General features: G+C 70.7%; 16 protein-coding genes. 13 read left to right on the top strand and 3 right to left on the bottom strand.

Going from position 1 to position 16094, the window contains the following annotated elements:
- Window positions 1-21 precede the first annotated feature (21 nt).
- Window positions 22-645 (bottom strand): TetR/AcrR family transcriptional regulator, encoded by a 624-nt coding sequence (locus tag ACSF8R_RS04740; RefSeq protein WP_434810707.1) that lies wholly within the window; start codon window positions 643-645, stop codon window positions 22-24.
- A 93-nt stretch (window positions 646-738) separates the two neighbouring features.
- Between ACSF8R_RS04740 and ACSF8R_RS04735 the strand changes: the two genes are divergently transcribed.
- From ACSF8R_RS04735 to ACSF8R_RS04690, 10 genes are all read left to right on the top strand, one after another.
- Window positions 739-1482 (top strand): enoyl-CoA hydratase/isomerase family protein, encoded by a 744-nt coding sequence (locus ACSF8R_RS04735; RefSeq protein ID WP_434810706.1) that lies wholly within the window; start codon window positions 739-741, stop codon window positions 1480-1482.
- A complete protein-coding gene (locus tag ACSF8R_RS04730; protein WP_434810705.1) occupies window positions 1479-2327 on the top strand; it encodes a 3-hydroxyacyl-CoA dehydrogenase family protein in 849 nt (282 codons plus the stop codon). The genes ACSF8R_RS04735 and ACSF8R_RS04730 overlap by 4 nt, the downstream gene beginning before the upstream one ends.
- Complete coding sequence (gene paaZ / locus ACSF8R_RS04725) at window positions 2327-4387, top strand: phenylacetic acid degradation bifunctional protein PaaZ (protein WP_434810704.1); 2061 nt, start codon at window positions 2327-2329, stop codon at window positions 4385-4387. Before ACSF8R_RS04730 ends, paaZ begins: the two co-directional genes overlap by 1 nt.
- Before the next feature lie 35 nt (window positions 4388-4422).
- Window positions 4423-4806, top strand: coding sequence for a hydroxyphenylacetyl-CoA thioesterase PaaI (gene paaI, locus ACSF8R_RS04720; RefSeq protein ID WP_434810815.1), 384 nt, complete (start codon window positions 4423-4425; stop codon window positions 4804-4806).
- A gap of 180 nt (window positions 4807-4986) precedes the next feature.
- Entirely contained in the window at window positions 4987-5952 is a 966-nt protein-coding gene (paaA, locus tag ACSF8R_RS04715) for a 1,2-phenylacetyl-CoA epoxidase subunit PaaA (RefSeq protein ID WP_434810703.1), read from the top strand.
- Window positions 5949-6254, top strand: coding sequence for a 1,2-phenylacetyl-CoA epoxidase subunit PaaB (gene paaB, locus ACSF8R_RS04710; protein ID WP_434810702.1), 306 nt, complete (start codon window positions 5949-5951; stop codon window positions 6252-6254). Before paaA ends, paaB begins: the two co-directional genes overlap by 4 nt.
- Window positions 6251-7078, top strand: coding sequence for a 1,2-phenylacetyl-CoA epoxidase subunit PaaC (paaC, locus tag ACSF8R_RS04705; protein ID WP_434810701.1), 828 nt, complete (start codon window positions 6251-6253; stop codon window positions 7076-7078). Before paaB ends, paaC begins: the two co-directional genes overlap by 4 nt.
- Complete coding sequence (gene paaD, locus ACSF8R_RS04700; RefSeq protein ID WP_434810700.1) at window positions 7072-7584, top strand: 1,2-phenylacetyl-CoA epoxidase subunit PaaD; 513 nt, start codon at window positions 7072-7074, stop codon at window positions 7582-7584. Before paaC ends, paaD begins: the two co-directional genes overlap by 7 nt.
- Entirely contained in the window at window positions 7584-8753 is a 1170-nt protein-coding gene (paaE, locus tag ACSF8R_RS04695) for a 1,2-phenylacetyl-CoA epoxidase subunit PaaE (protein ID WP_434810699.1), read from the top strand. The genes paaD and paaE overlap by 1 nt, the downstream gene beginning before the upstream one ends.
- 19 nt (window positions 8754-8772) lie before the next feature.
- Window positions 8773-9543: an enoyl-CoA hydratase/isomerase family protein gene (locus ACSF8R_RS04690; protein ID WP_434810814.1), complete on the top strand. Its 771-nt coding sequence runs from the start codon at window positions 8773-8775 to the stop codon at window positions 9541-9543.
- Window positions 9544-10071: 528 nt separating this feature from the next.
- Here the strand turns inward: ACSF8R_RS04690 and ACSF8R_RS04685 are convergent.
- The gene (locus ACSF8R_RS04685) at window positions 10072-10722 is read right to left on the bottom strand and encodes an alpha/beta hydrolase (protein WP_434810698.1); all 651 of its coding nucleotides are present in this window, start codon (window positions 10720-10722) and stop codon (window positions 10072-10074) included.
- A gap of 118 nt (window positions 10723-10840) precedes the next feature.
- Here ACSF8R_RS04685 and ACSF8R_RS04680 point away from each other — a divergent pair, with 118 nt between their 5' ends.
- The 3 genes from ACSF8R_RS04680 (at window position 10841) to ACSF8R_RS04670 (ending at window position 14988) form a co-directional block, all read left to right on the top strand.
- Window positions 10841-11458: an NUDIX hydrolase family protein gene (locus ACSF8R_RS04680; protein WP_434810697.1), complete on the top strand. Its 618-nt coding sequence runs from the start codon at window positions 10841-10843 to the stop codon at window positions 11456-11458.
- An 84-nt stretch (window positions 11459-11542) separates the two neighbouring features.
- Entirely contained in the window at window positions 11543-13453 is a 1911-nt protein-coding gene (locus tag ACSF8R_RS04675; protein ID WP_434810696.1) for a M3 family metallopeptidase, read from the top strand.
- Window positions 13454-13545: 92 nt separating this feature from the next.
- Window positions 13546-14988, top strand: coding sequence for a cell division initiation protein (locus ACSF8R_RS04670; RefSeq protein ID WP_434810695.1), 1443 nt, complete (start codon window positions 13546-13548; stop codon window positions 14986-14988).
- 16 nt (window positions 14989-15004) lie between these two features.
- Here ACSF8R_RS04670 and ACSF8R_RS04665 read toward each other — a convergent pair whose 3' ends face one another.
- Window positions 15005-16075: a threonine aldolase family protein gene (locus ACSF8R_RS04665; protein ID WP_434810694.1), complete on the bottom strand. Its 1071-nt coding sequence runs from the start codon at window positions 16073-16075 to the stop codon at window positions 15005-15007.
- Between the last annotated feature and the right edge of the window lie 19 nt (window positions 16076-16094).

The raw sequence follows: 16094 nt of genomic DNA, 5'->3' as shown, positions 1-16094 counted from the left end.
GCCAGGCGAACCGAGCCAGCGTCAGGCGCCCGGCACCCGCAGTCCGTCGAGGGCGATGCGCAGCACGTCGTCGGCGAGGATGCCGGGGTCGTCACCGCGCTCGGACCGGTACCACTCGGTGATGGAATTGACCATGCCGAAGATGAGGCGGGTGGCGACGGCGGCATCCACGTCGGGGCGGATCGCGCCCTCGGCCTGCGCCTCGCGCGTGAGGCCCGCGACGCGCTGGTCGAAGCTGCGACGACGAGCCAGGGCATCCCGCTCGACGTCGCTGTTTCCGTGCACGCGCAGCAGCAGCGTCACCGCCGGAAGGTGCGCGATCAGCACCTCGACGGCGGAGCGGATGACGAACGCGAGCCGGTCGGCAGCGGTTCCGGTCGTCGCGGCGGGCTCGTCGAGCACACCCTCCAGGGCGCCGAGGGCTTGGTCGAGCGCAACCCCGAGAAGCTCTTCTTTGCTGCGGAAGTGGTGGTACAGCGCACTCTTGGTGAGGCCGAAGCGCGCGGCGAGGTCGGCGACGCTCGTCGCGTCGTAGCCCTGCGTGATGAACAGCTGCACCGCGAGATCGAGGATCTGCTGCCGGTCGTAACCCGGGCGTCCCCTGCGACGCGCGGCGTCGTCGCCGGGTGCGCTCGTCGGTGCCATACGCACAGTCTGGCACCCCGCACGGCCGCGGCTGGTAGAAATACTGAACGAGCGGTAAGGTAATCGCAGTCGTCGTGATCGAAGGGGATGCCGATGGCCGAGCCGCTCCGCGTCGACCGACGCACCGACCGCGTCGTCGCGACCCTCGACCGTCCCGAGGTTCGCAACGCGATCGACCAGGCGACCATCGACGCCCTCCACGCGCTGTGCGCCGAGCTCGAGACCGACCCGCGGGTGTTGATCCTCACCGGCGCCGGGGGCGTCTTCGCGTCGGGCGCCGACATCGGACAGCTCCGCGAGCGCGGGGCCGACGACGCCCGCGCGGGCATCAATACGCACGCGTTCCGCCGGGTCGCCGCCCTCCCGATGCCGGTCATCGCGGCCGTCGACGGCTACGCGCTCGGCGGCGGCGCCGAACTCGCCTACGCCGCAGACCTTCGCATCGGCACGCCCGAGGTGCGCATCGGCAACCCAGAGCCGGGGCTTGGCATCATCGCCGCCGCCGGTGCGACCTGGCGGCTGCCGCAGCTCGTCGGCGACGCGCGGGCGGCCGAACTGCTGCTCACCGGGCGGATCCTCAGCGGCGCCGAAGCGCTCGAGTGGGGGCTGCTGTCGGCCCTGCATCCTGCCGACGGCCTGCTCGACGCCGCGCACGCGCTCGCCGACCGGATCGCCGCGCTCGACCCGCTCGCCGTGCGGCACACCAAGACCGCCCTGCGTGCCCCGGCCGACACCCACCCGGTGATCGAGCTGGAATTGCAGGCGGAGCTGTTCGAGTCGCCCGAGAAGCATCGACGCATGACGGCGTTCCTGGAGCGGAGGGAGCGGAAGCGATGATCCCGGAACGGGTCGGTGTCGTCGGCGGCGGGCGGATGGGTGCGGGGATCGCGCATGCGTTCGTGCTGGCGGGCGCCACGGTGTGCGTCGTCGAGCGCGACGTGGCGGCGGCGGATGCCGCGGCATCCCGCATCGCGCAGAGCCTCGCGCGCAGCGTCGAGCGCGGCACGGTCGACGAACCGCTCGACGCGCTGCTCGCCCGCGTCGCCACGACTACCGACGCGGCCACCCTCGACGGCTGCGCGCTCGTCGTCGAGGCCGTGCCCGAAGACCGCGCGCTCAAGCACGATGCGCTCGCCCGCATCGAGGCGGCGGTCGCACCGGATGCCGTCATCGCCACGAACACGTCATCGATCCCGGTGGGCGACCTCGCCGGCATCCTGAACCGTCCTGAACGGTTCGTCGGGCTGCACTTCTTCAACCCGGTGCCCGCCTCCGCGCTCGTCGAGATCGTCGTCAGCGCCGCGACTGATCCCGAGGTCGTCGAACGCGCCACGCACTGGGTCGAAGCGCTCGGCAAGACGCCGATCGTCGTCGCTGACGCGCCCGGGTTCGCCTCCAGCCGGCTCGGTCTTGCGCTCGGGCTCGAGGCGATCCGCATGGTCGAAGAGGGGGTCGCGACGGCGGCCGACATCGACGCCGCGATGGAGCTCGGGTATCGGCATCCCACCGGTCCGCTGCGCACGACCGACCTCGTCGGGCTTGACGTGCGCCTGGGCATCGCGGAGCAGCTGCACGAACGACTCGGCGACCGGTTCGCCCCGCCACAACTGCTGCGCGACCTAGTGGCACGCGGCGACCTGGGGCGAAAGACCGGCCGCGGCTTCTACGAATGGAGTGACTGATGACCAACGTCCTGCCCAGCTATCTGCAGGGGGCGTGGTGGATGCCGGATGCCGCCGCCGACGCCGATGCGGCCGTCGTGCGCGACGCGTCGACGGGCGAGGAGGTCGCGCGTGTCAGCAGCGAGGGCGTCGACCTCGGCGGTGCGATCGAATATGCCCGCACCGTCGGACAGCGCAGCCTCGGCGAGATGACCTTCCACCAGCGCGCGATGCTGCTCAAGCAGTTCGCGATCGCGCTCACCGAGCGCAAGGGCGAGCTCTACGAGCTGTCGAAGCGCGCCGGCGCGACCGAGCGCGACTCGCTCAATGATGTCGACGGCGGCATCGGCGTGCTGTTCACCTATTCGTCGAAGGGGAGGCGCGAACTGGCCAACGCGCAGGTCGTCGTCGACGGCCCGGTCGAGCCGCTGTCGAAGGACGGGAGCTTCATCGGCCGTCACGTCTACACACGCCTGCCCGGCGTCGCGGTGCAGATCAACGCGTTCAACTTTCCGGTGTGGGGCGCGCTCGAGAAGTTCGCACCGGCCTTCCTCGCCGGCGTGCCGACGATCGTCAAACCCGCCACCCCCACCGCCTACGTCGCGGAAGCGTGGGTGCGGATGCTCGTCGAAACCGGCCTGCTGCCGGACGGCTCGCTGCAACTCGTGAGCGGTGCCGTGCCCGGACTGTTCGACCTACTGCGACTCGGCGACCTCGTCGGCTTCACCGGCAGCGCGTCGACGGCCGCCAAGCTGCGCGCGCAGGCGGCATCCGGGGTGCGGTTCACGAGCGAGACCGACTCGATCAACGCGTCCGTGCTCGGACCGGATGCCGCGCCCGGCACGCCCGAGTTCGATGCCTACGTCAAGCAGTGGATGGTCGAGCTCACCACGAAGGCGGGCCAGAAGTGCACCGCCATTCGCCGCGCGATTGTGCCCGAGGGGACGGTCGAACCGCTCGTCGCGGCGCTCGGCGAGAAACTCGCCGAGCGCGTCGTCATCGGCGACCCGCACGCCGAGGGCGTCACGATGGGGCCGCTCGTCTCGACCGCGCAGCGCGACGAAGTGCTGCGCAGCGTCGCGGCGCTGACGGATGCCGGTGGCCGCATCCTCCTCGGGTCCACCGACGCACCGGAGGTCGTCCGTGCCGACGGCTCGCGCGGGGTGGCGCCCGACGGCGCGTTCCTCGCCCCGCTCGTGCTCGGCTTCGACCCCGATGCCGGGACCGCCGTGCACGAGGTGGAGGCGTTCGGTCCGGTCAGCAGCATCCTCACCTACCGCGACCTCGACGAGGCCGCCGACCTCGTCGCGCGCGGCGGCGGGTCGCTCGTCACGAGCGTCGCGACTGCCGATCCCGGCGTCGCCGTCGCACTCATGTCGCGGATCGGCGCGGCCAACGGGCGTGTGCTGTTCCTCAGCCGCGAGAACGCCCGCACCTCGACCGGCCACGGCGCCCCGGTGCCGCACCTCGTGCACGGCGGTCCCGGACGGGCCGGCGGCGGCGAAGAGCTCGGCGGCATCCGCGCCGTGCTGCACCACATGCAGCGCACCGCCGTGCAGGGCTCGCCCGAGATGCTGACCGCGATCACCGGTGTCTGGCATCAGGGTGCTGCGGCGTCGGCGGACGGCGTGCACCCGTTCCGCAAGTCGCTCGCAGAGCTCCGCATCGGCGACCAGCTCGCCTCGCCCCTGCGGGCCGTCACGCTGGATGACATCGAGACGTTCGCGCACTTCACCGGCGACACGTTCTACGCGCACATGGATGAGGAATCCGCCGCCGCCAACCCGTTCTTCCCGGGGCGGGTCGCGCACGGCTACCTGCTCGTCTCGTGGGCGGCGGGCCTGTTCGTCGACCCCGATCCGGGCCCCGTGCTCGCCAACTACGGCCTCGAGAACCTGCGGTTCGTCACGCCGGTCTCGCCGGGCGACGAGATCGGGGTGGTGCTGACCGCGAAGCAGATCACGCCGCGCGAGACCGACGAATACGGCGAGGTGCGGTGGGATGCCGTCATCCGCAACCAACGCGACGAGATCGTCGCGACCTACGACGTGCTGACCCTGGTGGCCAAGGAGCCGGTGTGAGCCCGGGCTCGAATCTGGGCGAGTCGTCGCGGCCGATGTTGCGCGCGGACGCGGCATCCGCTGTCCTCGGCATGCGCATCGAACGCGACGAACCTGGGATCGCCGTCGTGTCGATGACGGTGCGCGCCGACATGCTCAACGGCTTCGCGATCACCCACGGTGGGCTCGTGTTCGCGCTCGCCGACACCGCCTTCGCCGTCGCCTGCAACGAAGACGACAAGGTCACGGTCGCCGCCGGTGCCGACATCACCTTCCTGCGCTCGACCGGCGAGGGCGACGTGCTCACCGCGACGGCTCGCCGCCGCATCCGCTCCGGCCGCACCGGCCTCTACGACGTGACCGTCACGGATGCCGCGGGCGAGATCGTCGCCGAGTTCCGTGGCCGCTCGGTGACCACCGACCGCCCGGCGCCGGCCTGATCCGACCCGCGTGCCGCCGCCCGCCCCGTGCGCAACTCCTCAGAAATCGCACGCGCACCCCCTGAAACGGGCGATCCTCGCCGTCCGGGCACCGAAACTCAGGAGTTACGCACCGGTTGTCGCCGCAACTCCCGCCGCGTACACTTTTTACTGAACGATCGGTCTGTAAAGGAGTCGACGATGACGACGGCAATGGCGCCGGAGATCGACGAGGCGGGGCAGGCGGCCTTCGACGAACTCATCGAGAAGGATTCGCGTGTCGAACCGCGCGACTGGATGCCGGATGCCTACCGGCGCACGCTCATCCGGCAGATCTCGCAGCACGCGCACTCCGAGATCATCGGCATGCAGCCCGAGGGCAACTGGATCACCCGTGCCCCGAGCCTCAAGCGCAAGGCGATCCTGATGGCGAAGGTGCAGGATGAGGCCGGTCACGGCCTCTACCTCTACTCGGCCGCGCAGACGCTCGGCATCACGCGCGACGAGATGACCGAGCAGCTCATCGACGGCCGTGCGAAGTACTCGTCGATCTTCAACTACCCGACCCCGTCTTGGGCCGACATGGGCGCGATCGGCTGGCTCGTCGACGGCGCCGCGATCTGCAACCAGGTGCCGCTGTGCCGCGCCTCCTACGGCCCATACGCCCGCGCGATGGTGCGCATCTGCAAAGAGGAGTCGTTCCATCAGCGGCAGGGGTTCGAGATCCTGCTCGCCCTCATGCAGGGCACGCCCTCGCAGCGCGAGATGGCACAGGAGTCGGTCAACCGCTGGTACTGGCCCTCGCTCATGATGTTCGGCCCGCCCGACGACCAGTCGCCGAACTCGGCGCGGTCGATGGCGTGGAAGATCAAGCGCTTCTCCAACGACGACCTGCGTCAGCGCTTCATCGGGATGCTGGTGCCGCAGGCCGAGATCCTCGGCGTCACGCTCCCCGACCCCGAGCTGCGGTGGGATGAGGATGCCGGCCGCTGGCACACGAGCGACATCGACTGGGATGAGTTCCACGAGGTGCTGTCGGGCCGCGGGCCGATGAACGCCGTCCGCATCCAGCACCGACGCGACGCACACGACGACGGTGCGTGGGTGCGCGAGGCCGCCGCCGCGTACGCCCGCAAGCAGGCAGCGCGAACCGAGGAGGCAGCATGACCACGGCAGGTGCATCCGAGGCCGAGACGTGGCCGATGTGGGAGGTGTTCGTTCGGGCATCCCGCGGGCTCAGCCACGTGCACGCCGGATCGCTGCACGCCCCCGACGCCGAGATGGCCCTGCGCAACGCCCGCGACCTCTACACCCGCCGCGGCGAGGGCGTCTCGGTGTGGGTCGTGCCCGCTGATGCCATCACGACGAGCGATCCCGACAGCAAGGGCGCGTTCTTCGAGAGCCCCGCCGGCAAGAACTACCGACACGCCGTGTACTACACCGCGTCGGAGGGGGTGCCGCACCTGTGACCGCCGCATCCAGCACCGATCACGGCGACGTCACCGTCGAGCGCATCGAGCTGTCGGCCGAGCTCGCCGGCACGGATGCCGTCGCAACGCCCGACGTCGCCGAGTACGCGCTGTGGCTGGGCGATGACGCGCTCATCCTGTCGCAGCAGCTCGGCATGTGGATCGCCCGCGCGCCCGAGCTCGAAGAAGACGTCGCGCTCGCGAACATCGCGCTCGACCTGCTCGGCCACGCCCGCTCCCTCCTCCACTACGCAGGCACCGCGACGAACCGCACCGAAGACGACCTCGCGTATTGGCGCGACGAGCATGACTTCCGGTGCGCGTGGCTCTTCGAACAGCGAAACGGCGACTTCGCGCAGACGATCGTGCGGCAGCTCGCGGCATCCGTCTATCAGTTCGAGCTCTACACGGCGCTGCAGTCCTCGTCGGATGCGACGCTCGCCGCCGTCGCCGCGAAGGCCGTGAAAGAGGTCGAGTACCACCGCGACCACGCCGTGCAGTGGACGCTCCGGCTCGCCGGCGGCACCGACGAGTCGCGCCGCCGGATGCTGCGTGCGCCCTGTGACCTCTGGCCGTACGTCGACGAGCTGTTCCGCGACGAGCCGCTGCTCGACCGGCTCGACGGCATCGCCGTGCGTCCCTCGACGCTGCGGGCGCCATTCGACGCCGTCATCGCCGCGGTGTTCGCCGAAGCGGAGCTCACGGTACCCGAGACGCCGCCGTCCGCGGGCGGCGGGCGGCAGGGGCGGCACTTCCCGACGCTCGGGTTCCTGCTCGCCGAGATGCAGGTGCTCGCCCGGCAGCATCCGGGGGCGACATGGTGACCGCGACCGATGCCCGCCTCGCCCACGCCCGCGAAGTGGCCGCCGAGGTGCGCGACCCCGAAGTGCCGGTGCTGACGATCGCCGACCTCGGCATCCTGCGCGGCGTCACGCTCGACGGTGACCGGGTCGTCGTCACGATCACGCCCACCTACTCCGGTTGCCCCGCCGTCGACACGATCCGCGACGACGTCGTGCTCGCGCTCGCCGCCGCCGGGTTCGACGACGTCGAGGTGCGCACGACCCTCACCCCCGCGTGGACGACCGACTGGATGACCGAGACCGGCAAGCGCAAGCTCGCCGCGTTCGGCATCGCGCCGCCGACAGGCCGGGCAGCGGCATCCGGTCCTATCCCGGTCCGGCTCAGCCTGACCCGCCCCGCCGTCGCCTGCCCGCGCTGCGGCTCGACCGACACCCGCGAGGTCACCCGGTTCGCCTCGACGGCGTGCAAGGCGCTGTACGAATGTCGCGCGTGCCTCGAGCCCTTCGACCACTTCAAGGTGCACTGATGGCGCACCAGACGGATGCCGTCGCCGACACCCTGCTGCGCTCCGCCGTCGGCGGGCCGAGCGCCGGACGCACGCGCGCACGGTTCCACCCGCTCACCGTCGCCGAGGTGCGCCCGCTCACCGACGACGCCGTCGAGGTCACCTTCACGGTCCCCGACGACCTCGCCGACGCCTTCGACTACCTGCCTGGGCAGTACGTGGCACTGCGGGCGCAGATCGACGGTCACGAGCTGCGCCGCTCGTACTCGCTGTGCCGTCCGCCGCAGCGCGGCTCGGTGAGCGTCGGCATCAAGCGTGACGAGGGCGGGCTGTTCTCGACATGGGCGCAGACGCAGCTGCATCCGGGCGACGTCATCGACGTCATGAGCCCCGACGGGGCGTTCACCTCGGCACGTGTCGGGGGAGGACTGGATGCCGCAGACCTCGATGGTGCGCACATCGCCGGCATCGCGGCGGGCTCCGGCATCACGCCGCTGATGGCCCTCGCGACCGCCGTGCTCGGCCGGTCCGACACGTCGCGGTTCACCCTCGTCTACACGAACCGGTCGACGCCGGACGTGATGTTCCTCGAAGAGCTCGCCGACCTGAAGGACCGCTACCCGACCCGCCTCGCGCTGCATCACGTCCTCTCGCGCGAGCAGCGGTCGGCGCCGCTGCTGTCGGGGAGGATCGATGCGCAACGGCTCGGCACGATCCTCGACCGGCTCGTGCTGCCCGCCACCGTCGACGAGTGGTTCCTGTGCGGCCCGATCGACCTCGTGCAGCTGTGCCGGGACACCCTCGACGATCTCGGCGTCGACCGCGCGCACGTGCGGTTCGAACTGTTCACGACCGGCGACCACCCGCGCGGATCGGATCGCCCCGTCGTCGTGAAGGCCGGCGACCCGGTGCGCACGATAGAGCTGTCCCTCGACGGGCAGTCCTCGACGGTCGAATCGCCGGTCGCGGCGCGCGAGTCGATCCTCACCGCCGCGCTGCGGGTGCGCCCGGACGCCCCGTTCGCCTGCTCGGGCGGGGTCTGCGGCACCTGCCGCGCCAAGCTCATCGACGGCTCGGTGACGATGACCGAGAATTACGCGCTCGAACCCGACGAACTCGACGCCGGGTACGTGCTGACCTGCCAATCCCACCCGACGACCGACCGGGTCGTCGTCGACTACGACGTGTGAGGACCCGATGATCGACACCATGATCGACCTGCGCATCGACGGCGACGTCGCGATGATCGTGCTCAACAACCCCGACAAGCTCAACGCGCTCGACGAGCGGGCCGTCCGTGACCTGGATGCCGCGTACTCAGGCGCCGAGGCCGCAGGCGTCCGGGCGCTCGTGCTCCGCGGCGAGGGGCGCGCGTTCTGCGCCGGCCGCGACATCTCCGGCGTCGACCCGCGCACCGACGATGTGGCCGGCTACCTCGACGGGCTGGTCACCCCGCTGCTGCAGCGGATGGCCGCGTTCCCCGCACCGACCTTCGCCGCCGCGCACGGCGCGTGCCTCGGCGTAGGGCTGGGTCTGCTGATCGCGACCGACGTCGTCTACGTCGCCGAGAACGCGAAGATCGGCTCCCCGTTCGCGGCCCTCGGCGCGACGCTCGACTCCGGCGGGCACGCGCTGTTCTTCGAGCGCCTCGGCGCACACAAGACCCTCGACCTGATCTACACGGGGCGACTGATGACCGGCGCGGAGGCCGTGGCATCCGGCCTGTTCTCCCAGACCTTCCCTGCCGACACCGTGGTGGCCGAGACCGAGGCTGCGGCCGCGAAGGCGTCATCCGGGGCGACCGCCGCGTTCGTCGCCAGCAAGCAGCTCATCGCCTACCTCCGCGACCAGCGACTGGGCCTGTGGGCATCCATGACGACCGAGAACGCCGCGCAGGCTGCCCTCTGCGACACCGACGACTACCGCGAGGGCTTCGCCGCCTTCCAGGCCAAGCGCCCGCCCGTGTTCCACGGCCGCTGAGTGGGGCCAGTCGCCGCGCACCTGGCATCTTCCGATCCGGTTCAATATTCAGTCTGCGCGAGCCTGAATCGGCCGAAAACGGCCCGAATCGGTGGGTCAACGTCGCGGAGACTGAATGTTGCACGGCGGCGGCGGCATCGATCCGCACGTCGGATGCCGCGGCATCCACGGGCTCGCCGCGCGCGGCCGCCCGGTCGAGCACCGTCTGCATCGTGCGGTGAGCGGCGCTCGGTGACGTTCGCGCCGGCTGCGCGCCGCCCTGCAGCGACTCCGCGATGATGGCGCGCATCGCCTCACCCGGCATATCGGCCATCTGCGCGCGGATCACCCGCACCGCACCCTCGACACGTCCGCCACCGCCCGGGGTGCCCGCCACGAGCGCGTCACCGACACGACGATCGGGGTACAGATTCGACGGCGCGATGAGGGGGATGCCGCGAGCTCCGCGTATGCTGCCCGACGACGTTCGGCTGCTGCCCAGTAGTTCGTGAACGCTGCGTTTACAAGAGCGTCGGTCGCAGGGACGGCTCAGGACTCCAACTGCTTCGCGAGGAACGTCGCGACGTCGTCGAGCTCGTCCTGCGAAACGCTGTGCGTCAACCCCGCGTACACCCGCCCGCTGAGTTCGACATGCTCGGGCAGCCACTGCACGGTGTGCTCGACACGGTCTGCGGGAATCACCTCGTCGCGCGCGCCGCGGCCCCAGAACACCGGCGGCCGCAGGGCCTTGAGTGCCTCATCGGTCGGGAGCGGATCGGCATCCACGTACCCGGCGAGGTTCACGACGAACGCGACGCCCTCCGGCCGCAGCCGAAGCGCCTGCAACGCGATCGCCGCACCCTGCGAGAACCCCAGCATCCCCACCGACGCCGCGTCTGCCGCATGCGTGTCGAGCCAGTCGAGCACGGCCCGCGCGGATGCCGTGATCGCATCCGACCCGCGGCCCTCGAGCCCCTCGATCGGGTACCACGACCACCCCGGTGTCGGGAACGGCGGCGACAACGGCGCGCGCACGGAGGCGACCACGAAGCCCTCCGGCAGATACGGCGCGAGCCCGAACAGGTCGCGCTCGTCGGAGCCGTAGCCGTGCAGCAGCACCAGTAGCGGTTTGCCGGCGCGCTCTGGCTCGGGCGCCGACCAGATGACAGCATCCGCATCAAGAGTGAGATCGTCGGTCATTCCCTCATCCTGCCAAACGGCACCGACGCCGGCAGCTGGTGGTCGTACCGGCCCGTCCGCCCCGCGCCGTACCGGCCGGGCGCCCTGCGGTGCGGCGTGGCTGGGGTATACAGGATGCATGGCCGTCCGCACCCCCGACCCCGACCCGAACGAGCGCGACGACGACGGCGCACGTCCGGATCCGCTGCGGGGCCTCGGGTCGCTCGGTGGGGATGCCGCCAATCCGGCGTGGCTGACCGACGTCGAGCTCGCTGAAGCCCGCCGCCGGCTGCCGATGCTGTACGTCGAAGCGGTGCCGGTGCGCACCGACGGGATCGGCACGGTCACCGAGGTCGGCATCCTGCTGCGGGCGACGCCCGTCGGTGAGATTACCCGGACCATCGTCTCGGGGCGCGTCCGCTACGGCGAGCCGGTGCGCGACGCGCTGTTCCGCCACCTCGAGAACGACCTCGGTCCGATGGCGTTCCCGCTGCTGCCGCCGCAGCCGGTGCCGTTCACGGTCGCCGAGTACTTTCCGATCCCGGGCGTGAGCGCGTTCCACGATGACCGCCAGCACGCTGTGTCGCTCGCGTTCGTCGTGCCCGTCACGGGCACGTGCGAACCGCGCCAGGACGCGCTCGAGGTCACCTGGATGTCGCCGGAGGAGGCGGCATCCGAGTCGCTCGCCGCCGAGATGGAGGGCGGCCGCTCGACCCTCGTGCGCCTCGCCCTGGCATCCGTCGGCGCCCTGCGCTGACCCCGGTCGCGCCATGCGGCGACCGCCGGTGTGCACGGCCGGTCGCGCGTCCCCGACGTCGCATGCCGGCCGTAGGCTCGGAGGATGAGCGAACCTCTGCAGTTTCCGACCGATTCCGCCGGGTGGACGGCTTTCGTGACCGAGCGGCCGACCGCCGCGATCGCGACCGTCGCCGAGATGGATGCCGCCCTCAAAGCCGGCCCCGCCGATGCCGCCGCAGCCCTCGAGCTGTGGAACGACGCCGACATCGCGTTGTCGCAGGCGACGCATGAGGCGTACCTGCTGAGCGAGTCGCACCCCGATGGCGACGTGCGCGGGATCGCGGAGGAGCAGGTGCAGACCCTCGAGGCCCTCAGTGCGCAGCGCCTGCTCGACCGTGAGCTGTTCGCGGCGCTCGACGGTCTCGACACGGCGGGGCTCGACGATGAGCAGGTCAGGCTCCTCGAGCACACCCTGCGCGACTTCCGCCGCGGTGGCGTCGACCTGCCCGACGCCGTACGCGAGCGCGTGCGAGAACTCACCGACCGCGACACCGCGCTGAGCCTCGAATTCTCCCGCAATGTGCGCGACGGCAAACGCAGCGTCCGGGTCGCGCCCGAGGGGCTTGTCGGCCTCCCACAGGACTTCATCGACGCCCACCCCGCCGGCGACGACGGCCTCGTCGCGCTCACGACCGACTACCCCGACCTCATGCCGGTGCGCGAGTATGCGACCGACCGCGACACGCGCACAGCCCTCGTCGGCGCGTACAACGAGTTGGCATGGCCCGAGAACGACGCCGTGCTCGCCGAGCTCCTCGCCGTGCGCGAGGAGCGTGCCAAGCTGCTCGGCTACGGAGACTGGGCCGACTTCGAGACCGAGACCCGCATGATCGGCACCGGTGCGGCGATCGCCGAGTTCCTGCAGCGCCTCGACGTCGCGTCGCGCGATGCCGCCGACGCGGAGTACCCGATCCTCCTCGACCGGCTGCGGCAGGACGTGCCGGATGCCGAGGCCGTCACGATCGCCGACTTCTTCCACCTGCTGAGCGTGCTGAAGAAGGAGCGCTTCGACGTCGACGCGCAGGAAGTGCGTTCCTACTTTCCGTTCGAGAAGGTGCTGCCCGGCGTGCTGCAGACCACAGGGCGCCTCCTCGACGTCGAATACGTGCCGGTCGATACGCCCACCTGGCATGACGACGTGCATTCCTACGACGTCGTGCGCGGCAGCGAGCGGCTCGGCCGCATCCACCTCGATCTGCATCCGCGCGACGGCAAGTTCTCGCACGCCGCGTGCTTCGGGCTCGCGCCGGGCATCTCGGGGCGGGTGCTGGCAGAGTCGGTGCTGCTGTGCAACTTCTCGCGGGGCCTGCTCACGCACGACGAGGTCACGACGTTCTTCCACGAGTTCGGTCACCTCGTCCACGCGATCCTGGGCGGCGGACAGCGTTTCGCCCGCTTCACCGGTGTCGCGACCGAGTGGGACTTCGTCGAGGCGCCCAGCCAGCTGCTCGAGGAGTGGGCGTGGGATGCCGAGGTGCTGGCGACATTCACGGCGAACGCCGCGGGGGATCCGATCCCGGCCGACCTCGTCGAGAAGATGAAGGTCGCCGACGGTTTCGGCCGTGCGCTCGAGGTGCGCCGACAGCTCGGTCACGCGAACGTGTCGTACCACCTGCACGTCGACCGACCCGAAGATCTGCAGGCCGCGACCGAGCACTGGTACCGGGTCACGTCGCCCGTGCAGCCGCTCGCGGGCTTGCACTCGTATGCCGGGTTCGGGCACCTGACCGGCTACGGCGCCTGCTACTACACGTACCAGTGGAGCCTCGTCATCGCGCGCGACCTGCTGTCGGGGTTCGGCGGCGAGTTGCTGGACCCGACGGTCGCCGAGCGCTACCGCCGCGAGATCCTCGAGCCGGGTGGTTCGCGTGACGCTGCAGACCTCGTCGAATCGTTCCTCGGTCGCCCCTACGGCTTCGACGCCTACCGGGAGTGGCTCACGCCCGGCGCCTGACCGCGCGGCTACGCGGAGCGGGCGCGAACGGGTACCGTTTGTCTCAGAAGCCGAGTGTGCGGTTTCTGATCCCCCACCCCCTCGGAGTATCCGTGTCCGACGACCGCCCGACCCCTGACATCACCGAGCCACGCTCGGCCTTCGACGACCTGCTCTCGCAACAGCATCAGCAGTCGTCCGACGGCGACGCCGACTTCACGACGGCCTTCCGCGGCTATGACAAGAGCGAGGTCGATTCGGCGATCTCCGAGCTGAACGCACGCGTGCGCGCCGGTGAGTCGGCGATGGGCGTCGTGCAGGAGCGCCACCGCCGCGCCATCGCCGACGCAGAGGCGCAGCACGAGGCGGCGATCGCCGATCTCGAGAGCAAGCTCACGGTTGCCGAGGCCAAGGCGAACACCGCCGAAGATCGCGTCGCAACGCTCACCGACGAGCTGCGCGACGCTGCGGGTGAGTCGGCGAACCGGCAGCGGTTCGAAGAGGTGCTGCACGTCGCCGAGGAGCAGGCGTCGGTCATCATCAAGAACGCCAGCCTGCAGGCCGACCGGCTGCTCGCGGCGGCAGACGTCGACATCCAGCAGCGGCGCGCCGAGGCGCAGGCCGACGCCGAGGCGATCCGCTCGCGTGCCGAGCACGAGGCGCAGCAGGCGCGCGTGCGCATCTCGACCGAGCTGACCGCTCACACCGCGCAGCTCGAGCGGCAGACGGCGCACGCCGCCGAGAAGGTGGCGCAGGCAGAGCGCGAAGCGGCGGCGATCCGCACCGAGGCCGAGAAGTCCGCTGCTGCCCTGCGCGGTCTGGTCGCGCGCGAGACCGACCAGTCGCGTGCCGAGGCCGACGACGCGGTACGCGAGCTGCGGCGCCGCGCGCTCGACTTCGAGGAGTCGCTGACCCGCCGTCAGGACGACGCGCAGCAGGAGTTTCTCGCACTGCACAACCAGGCGGTCGCGCACGCAGAGCGCATCACGAAGGATGCCAACGACCAGGTCGCGGCATCCCTCGAGCACTCGCAGCGCATCACCGCGAAGGCCGACGATTTCGACCGGCTCATGCGTGCGCAGGCTGCGCAGATCGACGCCGACGCGCAGCTGAAGGCACGTGAGCACATGGACCGTGCCCGCGACCGCGCCCAGCAGATCATCGACGCCGTCACGAGCCACGCCGATGCCGTGCTGCGCGATGCCGAAGACCGCACCCGTCAGCTGCGCTGGCAGCAGCACCAGCTGTCGAGCTTCATGGCGGACGTCCGTGAGTTGATGCGCGCAGAGGGCGCGGGTGAGTCCGTGTCGCTGCGGGATCCCGGCGCCGGCGCGTCGGCCGATCTCGTCACCGATGACGTCGATGTCGAAGGCGACGCACCGGCCGAGGAAGCGGTCGAACCCGAGTTCGAACTCGTGCTCGCCCCCGAGATCGTCGCAGCCCCCGACGACGTCGTGGCCGACAGCACCGTCGAGATCATCGAGGTCGACCTCGCGCACGACGAAGACGACGACGAGCTCGTCGAACCCGAAGAGAGCCTCGCGGCGAAGGACTGACGCGCCGCGCCGGCGCTCAGGCGCCGGCGGTCAGCCGCGCGAGTTCGGCGACGAACGCATCCACGTCGTCTTCGTGGGTGTCGAAGGAGCACATCCAGCGCACCTCGTTGCGCGCGGCATCCCAGTCGTAGAAGCGGAACGACTCGCGCAGCCGGTCGGCGACGCCGTCGGGCAGCGTCGCGAACACGCCGTTGGACTGCGTGGGCTGGGTGAATGCGACCCCGTGGATCGATCCGTCGGCGATGCCCGCCTCGACGGCGCCCCGGAGGCGCTGCGCCATCGCGTTGGCATGCCGCGCGTTGCGCAGGTAGAGGTCGCCTTCGAGCAGGGCGATCAGCTGTGCCGAGACGAAGCGCATTTTGCTGGAGAGTTGCATGTTGAGTTTGCGCAGGAACAGCAGTCCTTCTGATGACGTCGGTTCGAGCACGACGACGCACTCGCCGAGCATCGCGCCGTTCTTGGTGCCGCCGAGGCTGAGCACGTCGACGCCGGCATCCCGCGTGAACGCGCGCAGCGGCAGGTCGAGAGCGGCGGCGGCGTTCGACAGGCGTGCGCCGTCGAGGTGCAGCTTCATGCCGCGCGCGTGGGCGTGGTCGGCGATCGAGCGGATCTCTTCGGGCGTGTACAGGGTGCCGAGTTCGGTCGACTGCGTGATCGACACGACGAGCGGCTGTGCGCGGTGCTCGTCGCCCCAGCCCCAGGCCTCGCGGTCGATGAGGTCGGGGGTGAGCTTGCCGTCGTCGGTGGGCACGTTCAGGATCTTGATGCCCGCGACCCGCTCCGGCGCGCCGCCCTCGTCGACGTTGATGTGGGCGGTGGATGCCGCGATCACGGCTCCCCACCGCGGCAGCATCGACTGCAGCCCGACGACGTTCGCCCCGGTGCCGTTGAACACCGGGAACCCTTCGACCCCCTCGCCGAAGTGCGCTGCGAGCACCTCCTGCAGCCGCGTCGTGTAGACGTCTTCGCCGTAGGCGATCTGGTGCCCGTCGTTGGCAGCGGCGATCGCCTCGAGCACCTCGGGGTGCACACCGGAGTAGTTGTCGCTGGCGAAGCCGCGCACGGCGCGGTCATGGATCGTCGTCACGAGAGTCCAGCCTAATTGC

Origin of the sequence: Microbacterium sp. bgisy189, assembly GCF_965345345.1 — a bacterium.
Taxonomy (GTDB): Bacteria; Actinomycetota; Actinomycetes; order Actinomycetales; family Microbacteriaceae; genus Microbacterium.
This window is presented reverse-complemented; position numbering and strand designations above follow the sequence as displayed.

Excerpts from the sequence above, each read along its gene's own strand:
- paaA (WP_434810703.1), top strand. The coding sequence starts at position 4,987 with ATGACGACGGCAATGGCGCCGGAGATCGACGAGGCGGGGCAGGCGGCC.
- paaZ (WP_434810704.1), top strand. The coding sequence starts at position 2,327 with ATGACCAACGTCCTGCCCAGCTATCTGCAGGGGGCGTGGTGGATGCCG.
- paaB (WP_434810702.1), top strand. The coding sequence starts at position 5,949 with ATGACCACGGCAGGTGCATCCGAGGCCGAGACGTGGCCGATGTGGGAG.
- ACSF8R_RS04685 (WP_434810698.1), bottom strand. The coding sequence starts at position 10,722 with ATGACCGACGATCTCACTCTTGATGCGGATGCTGTCATCTGGTCGGCG.
- ACSF8R_RS04690 (WP_434810814.1), top strand. The coding sequence starts at position 8,773 with ATGATCGACCTGCGCATCGACGGCGACGTCGCGATGATCGTGCTCAAC.
- paaI (WP_434810815.1), top strand. The coding sequence starts at position 4,423 with ATGTTGCGCGCGGACGCGGCATCCGCTGTCCTCGGCATGCGCATCGAA.
- ACSF8R_RS04675 (WP_434810696.1), top strand. The coding sequence starts at position 11,543 with ATGAGCGAACCTCTGCAGTTTCCGACCGATTCCGCCGGGTGGACGGCT.
- ACSF8R_RS04730 (WP_434810705.1), top strand. The coding sequence starts at position 1,479 with ATGATCCCGGAACGGGTCGGTGTCGTCGGCGGCGGGCGGATGGGTGCG.
- paaD (WP_434810700.1), top strand. The coding sequence starts at position 7,072 with ATGGTGACCGCGACCGATGCCCGCCTCGCCCACGCCCGCGAAGTGGCC.
- ACSF8R_RS04680 (WP_434810697.1), top strand. The coding sequence starts at position 10,841 with ATGGCCGTCCGCACCCCCGACCCCGACCCGAACGAGCGCGACGACGAC.
- ACSF8R_RS04740 (WP_434810707.1), bottom strand. The coding sequence starts at position 645 with ATGGCACCGACGAGCGCACCCGGCGACGACGCCGCGCGTCGCAGGGGA.
- paaE (WP_434810699.1), top strand. The coding sequence starts at position 7,584 with ATGGCGCACCAGACGGATGCCGTCGCCGACACCCTGCTGCGCTCCGCC.
- ACSF8R_RS04735 (WP_434810706.1), top strand. The coding sequence starts at position 739 with ATGGCCGAGCCGCTCCGCGTCGACCGACGCACCGACCGCGTCGTCGCG.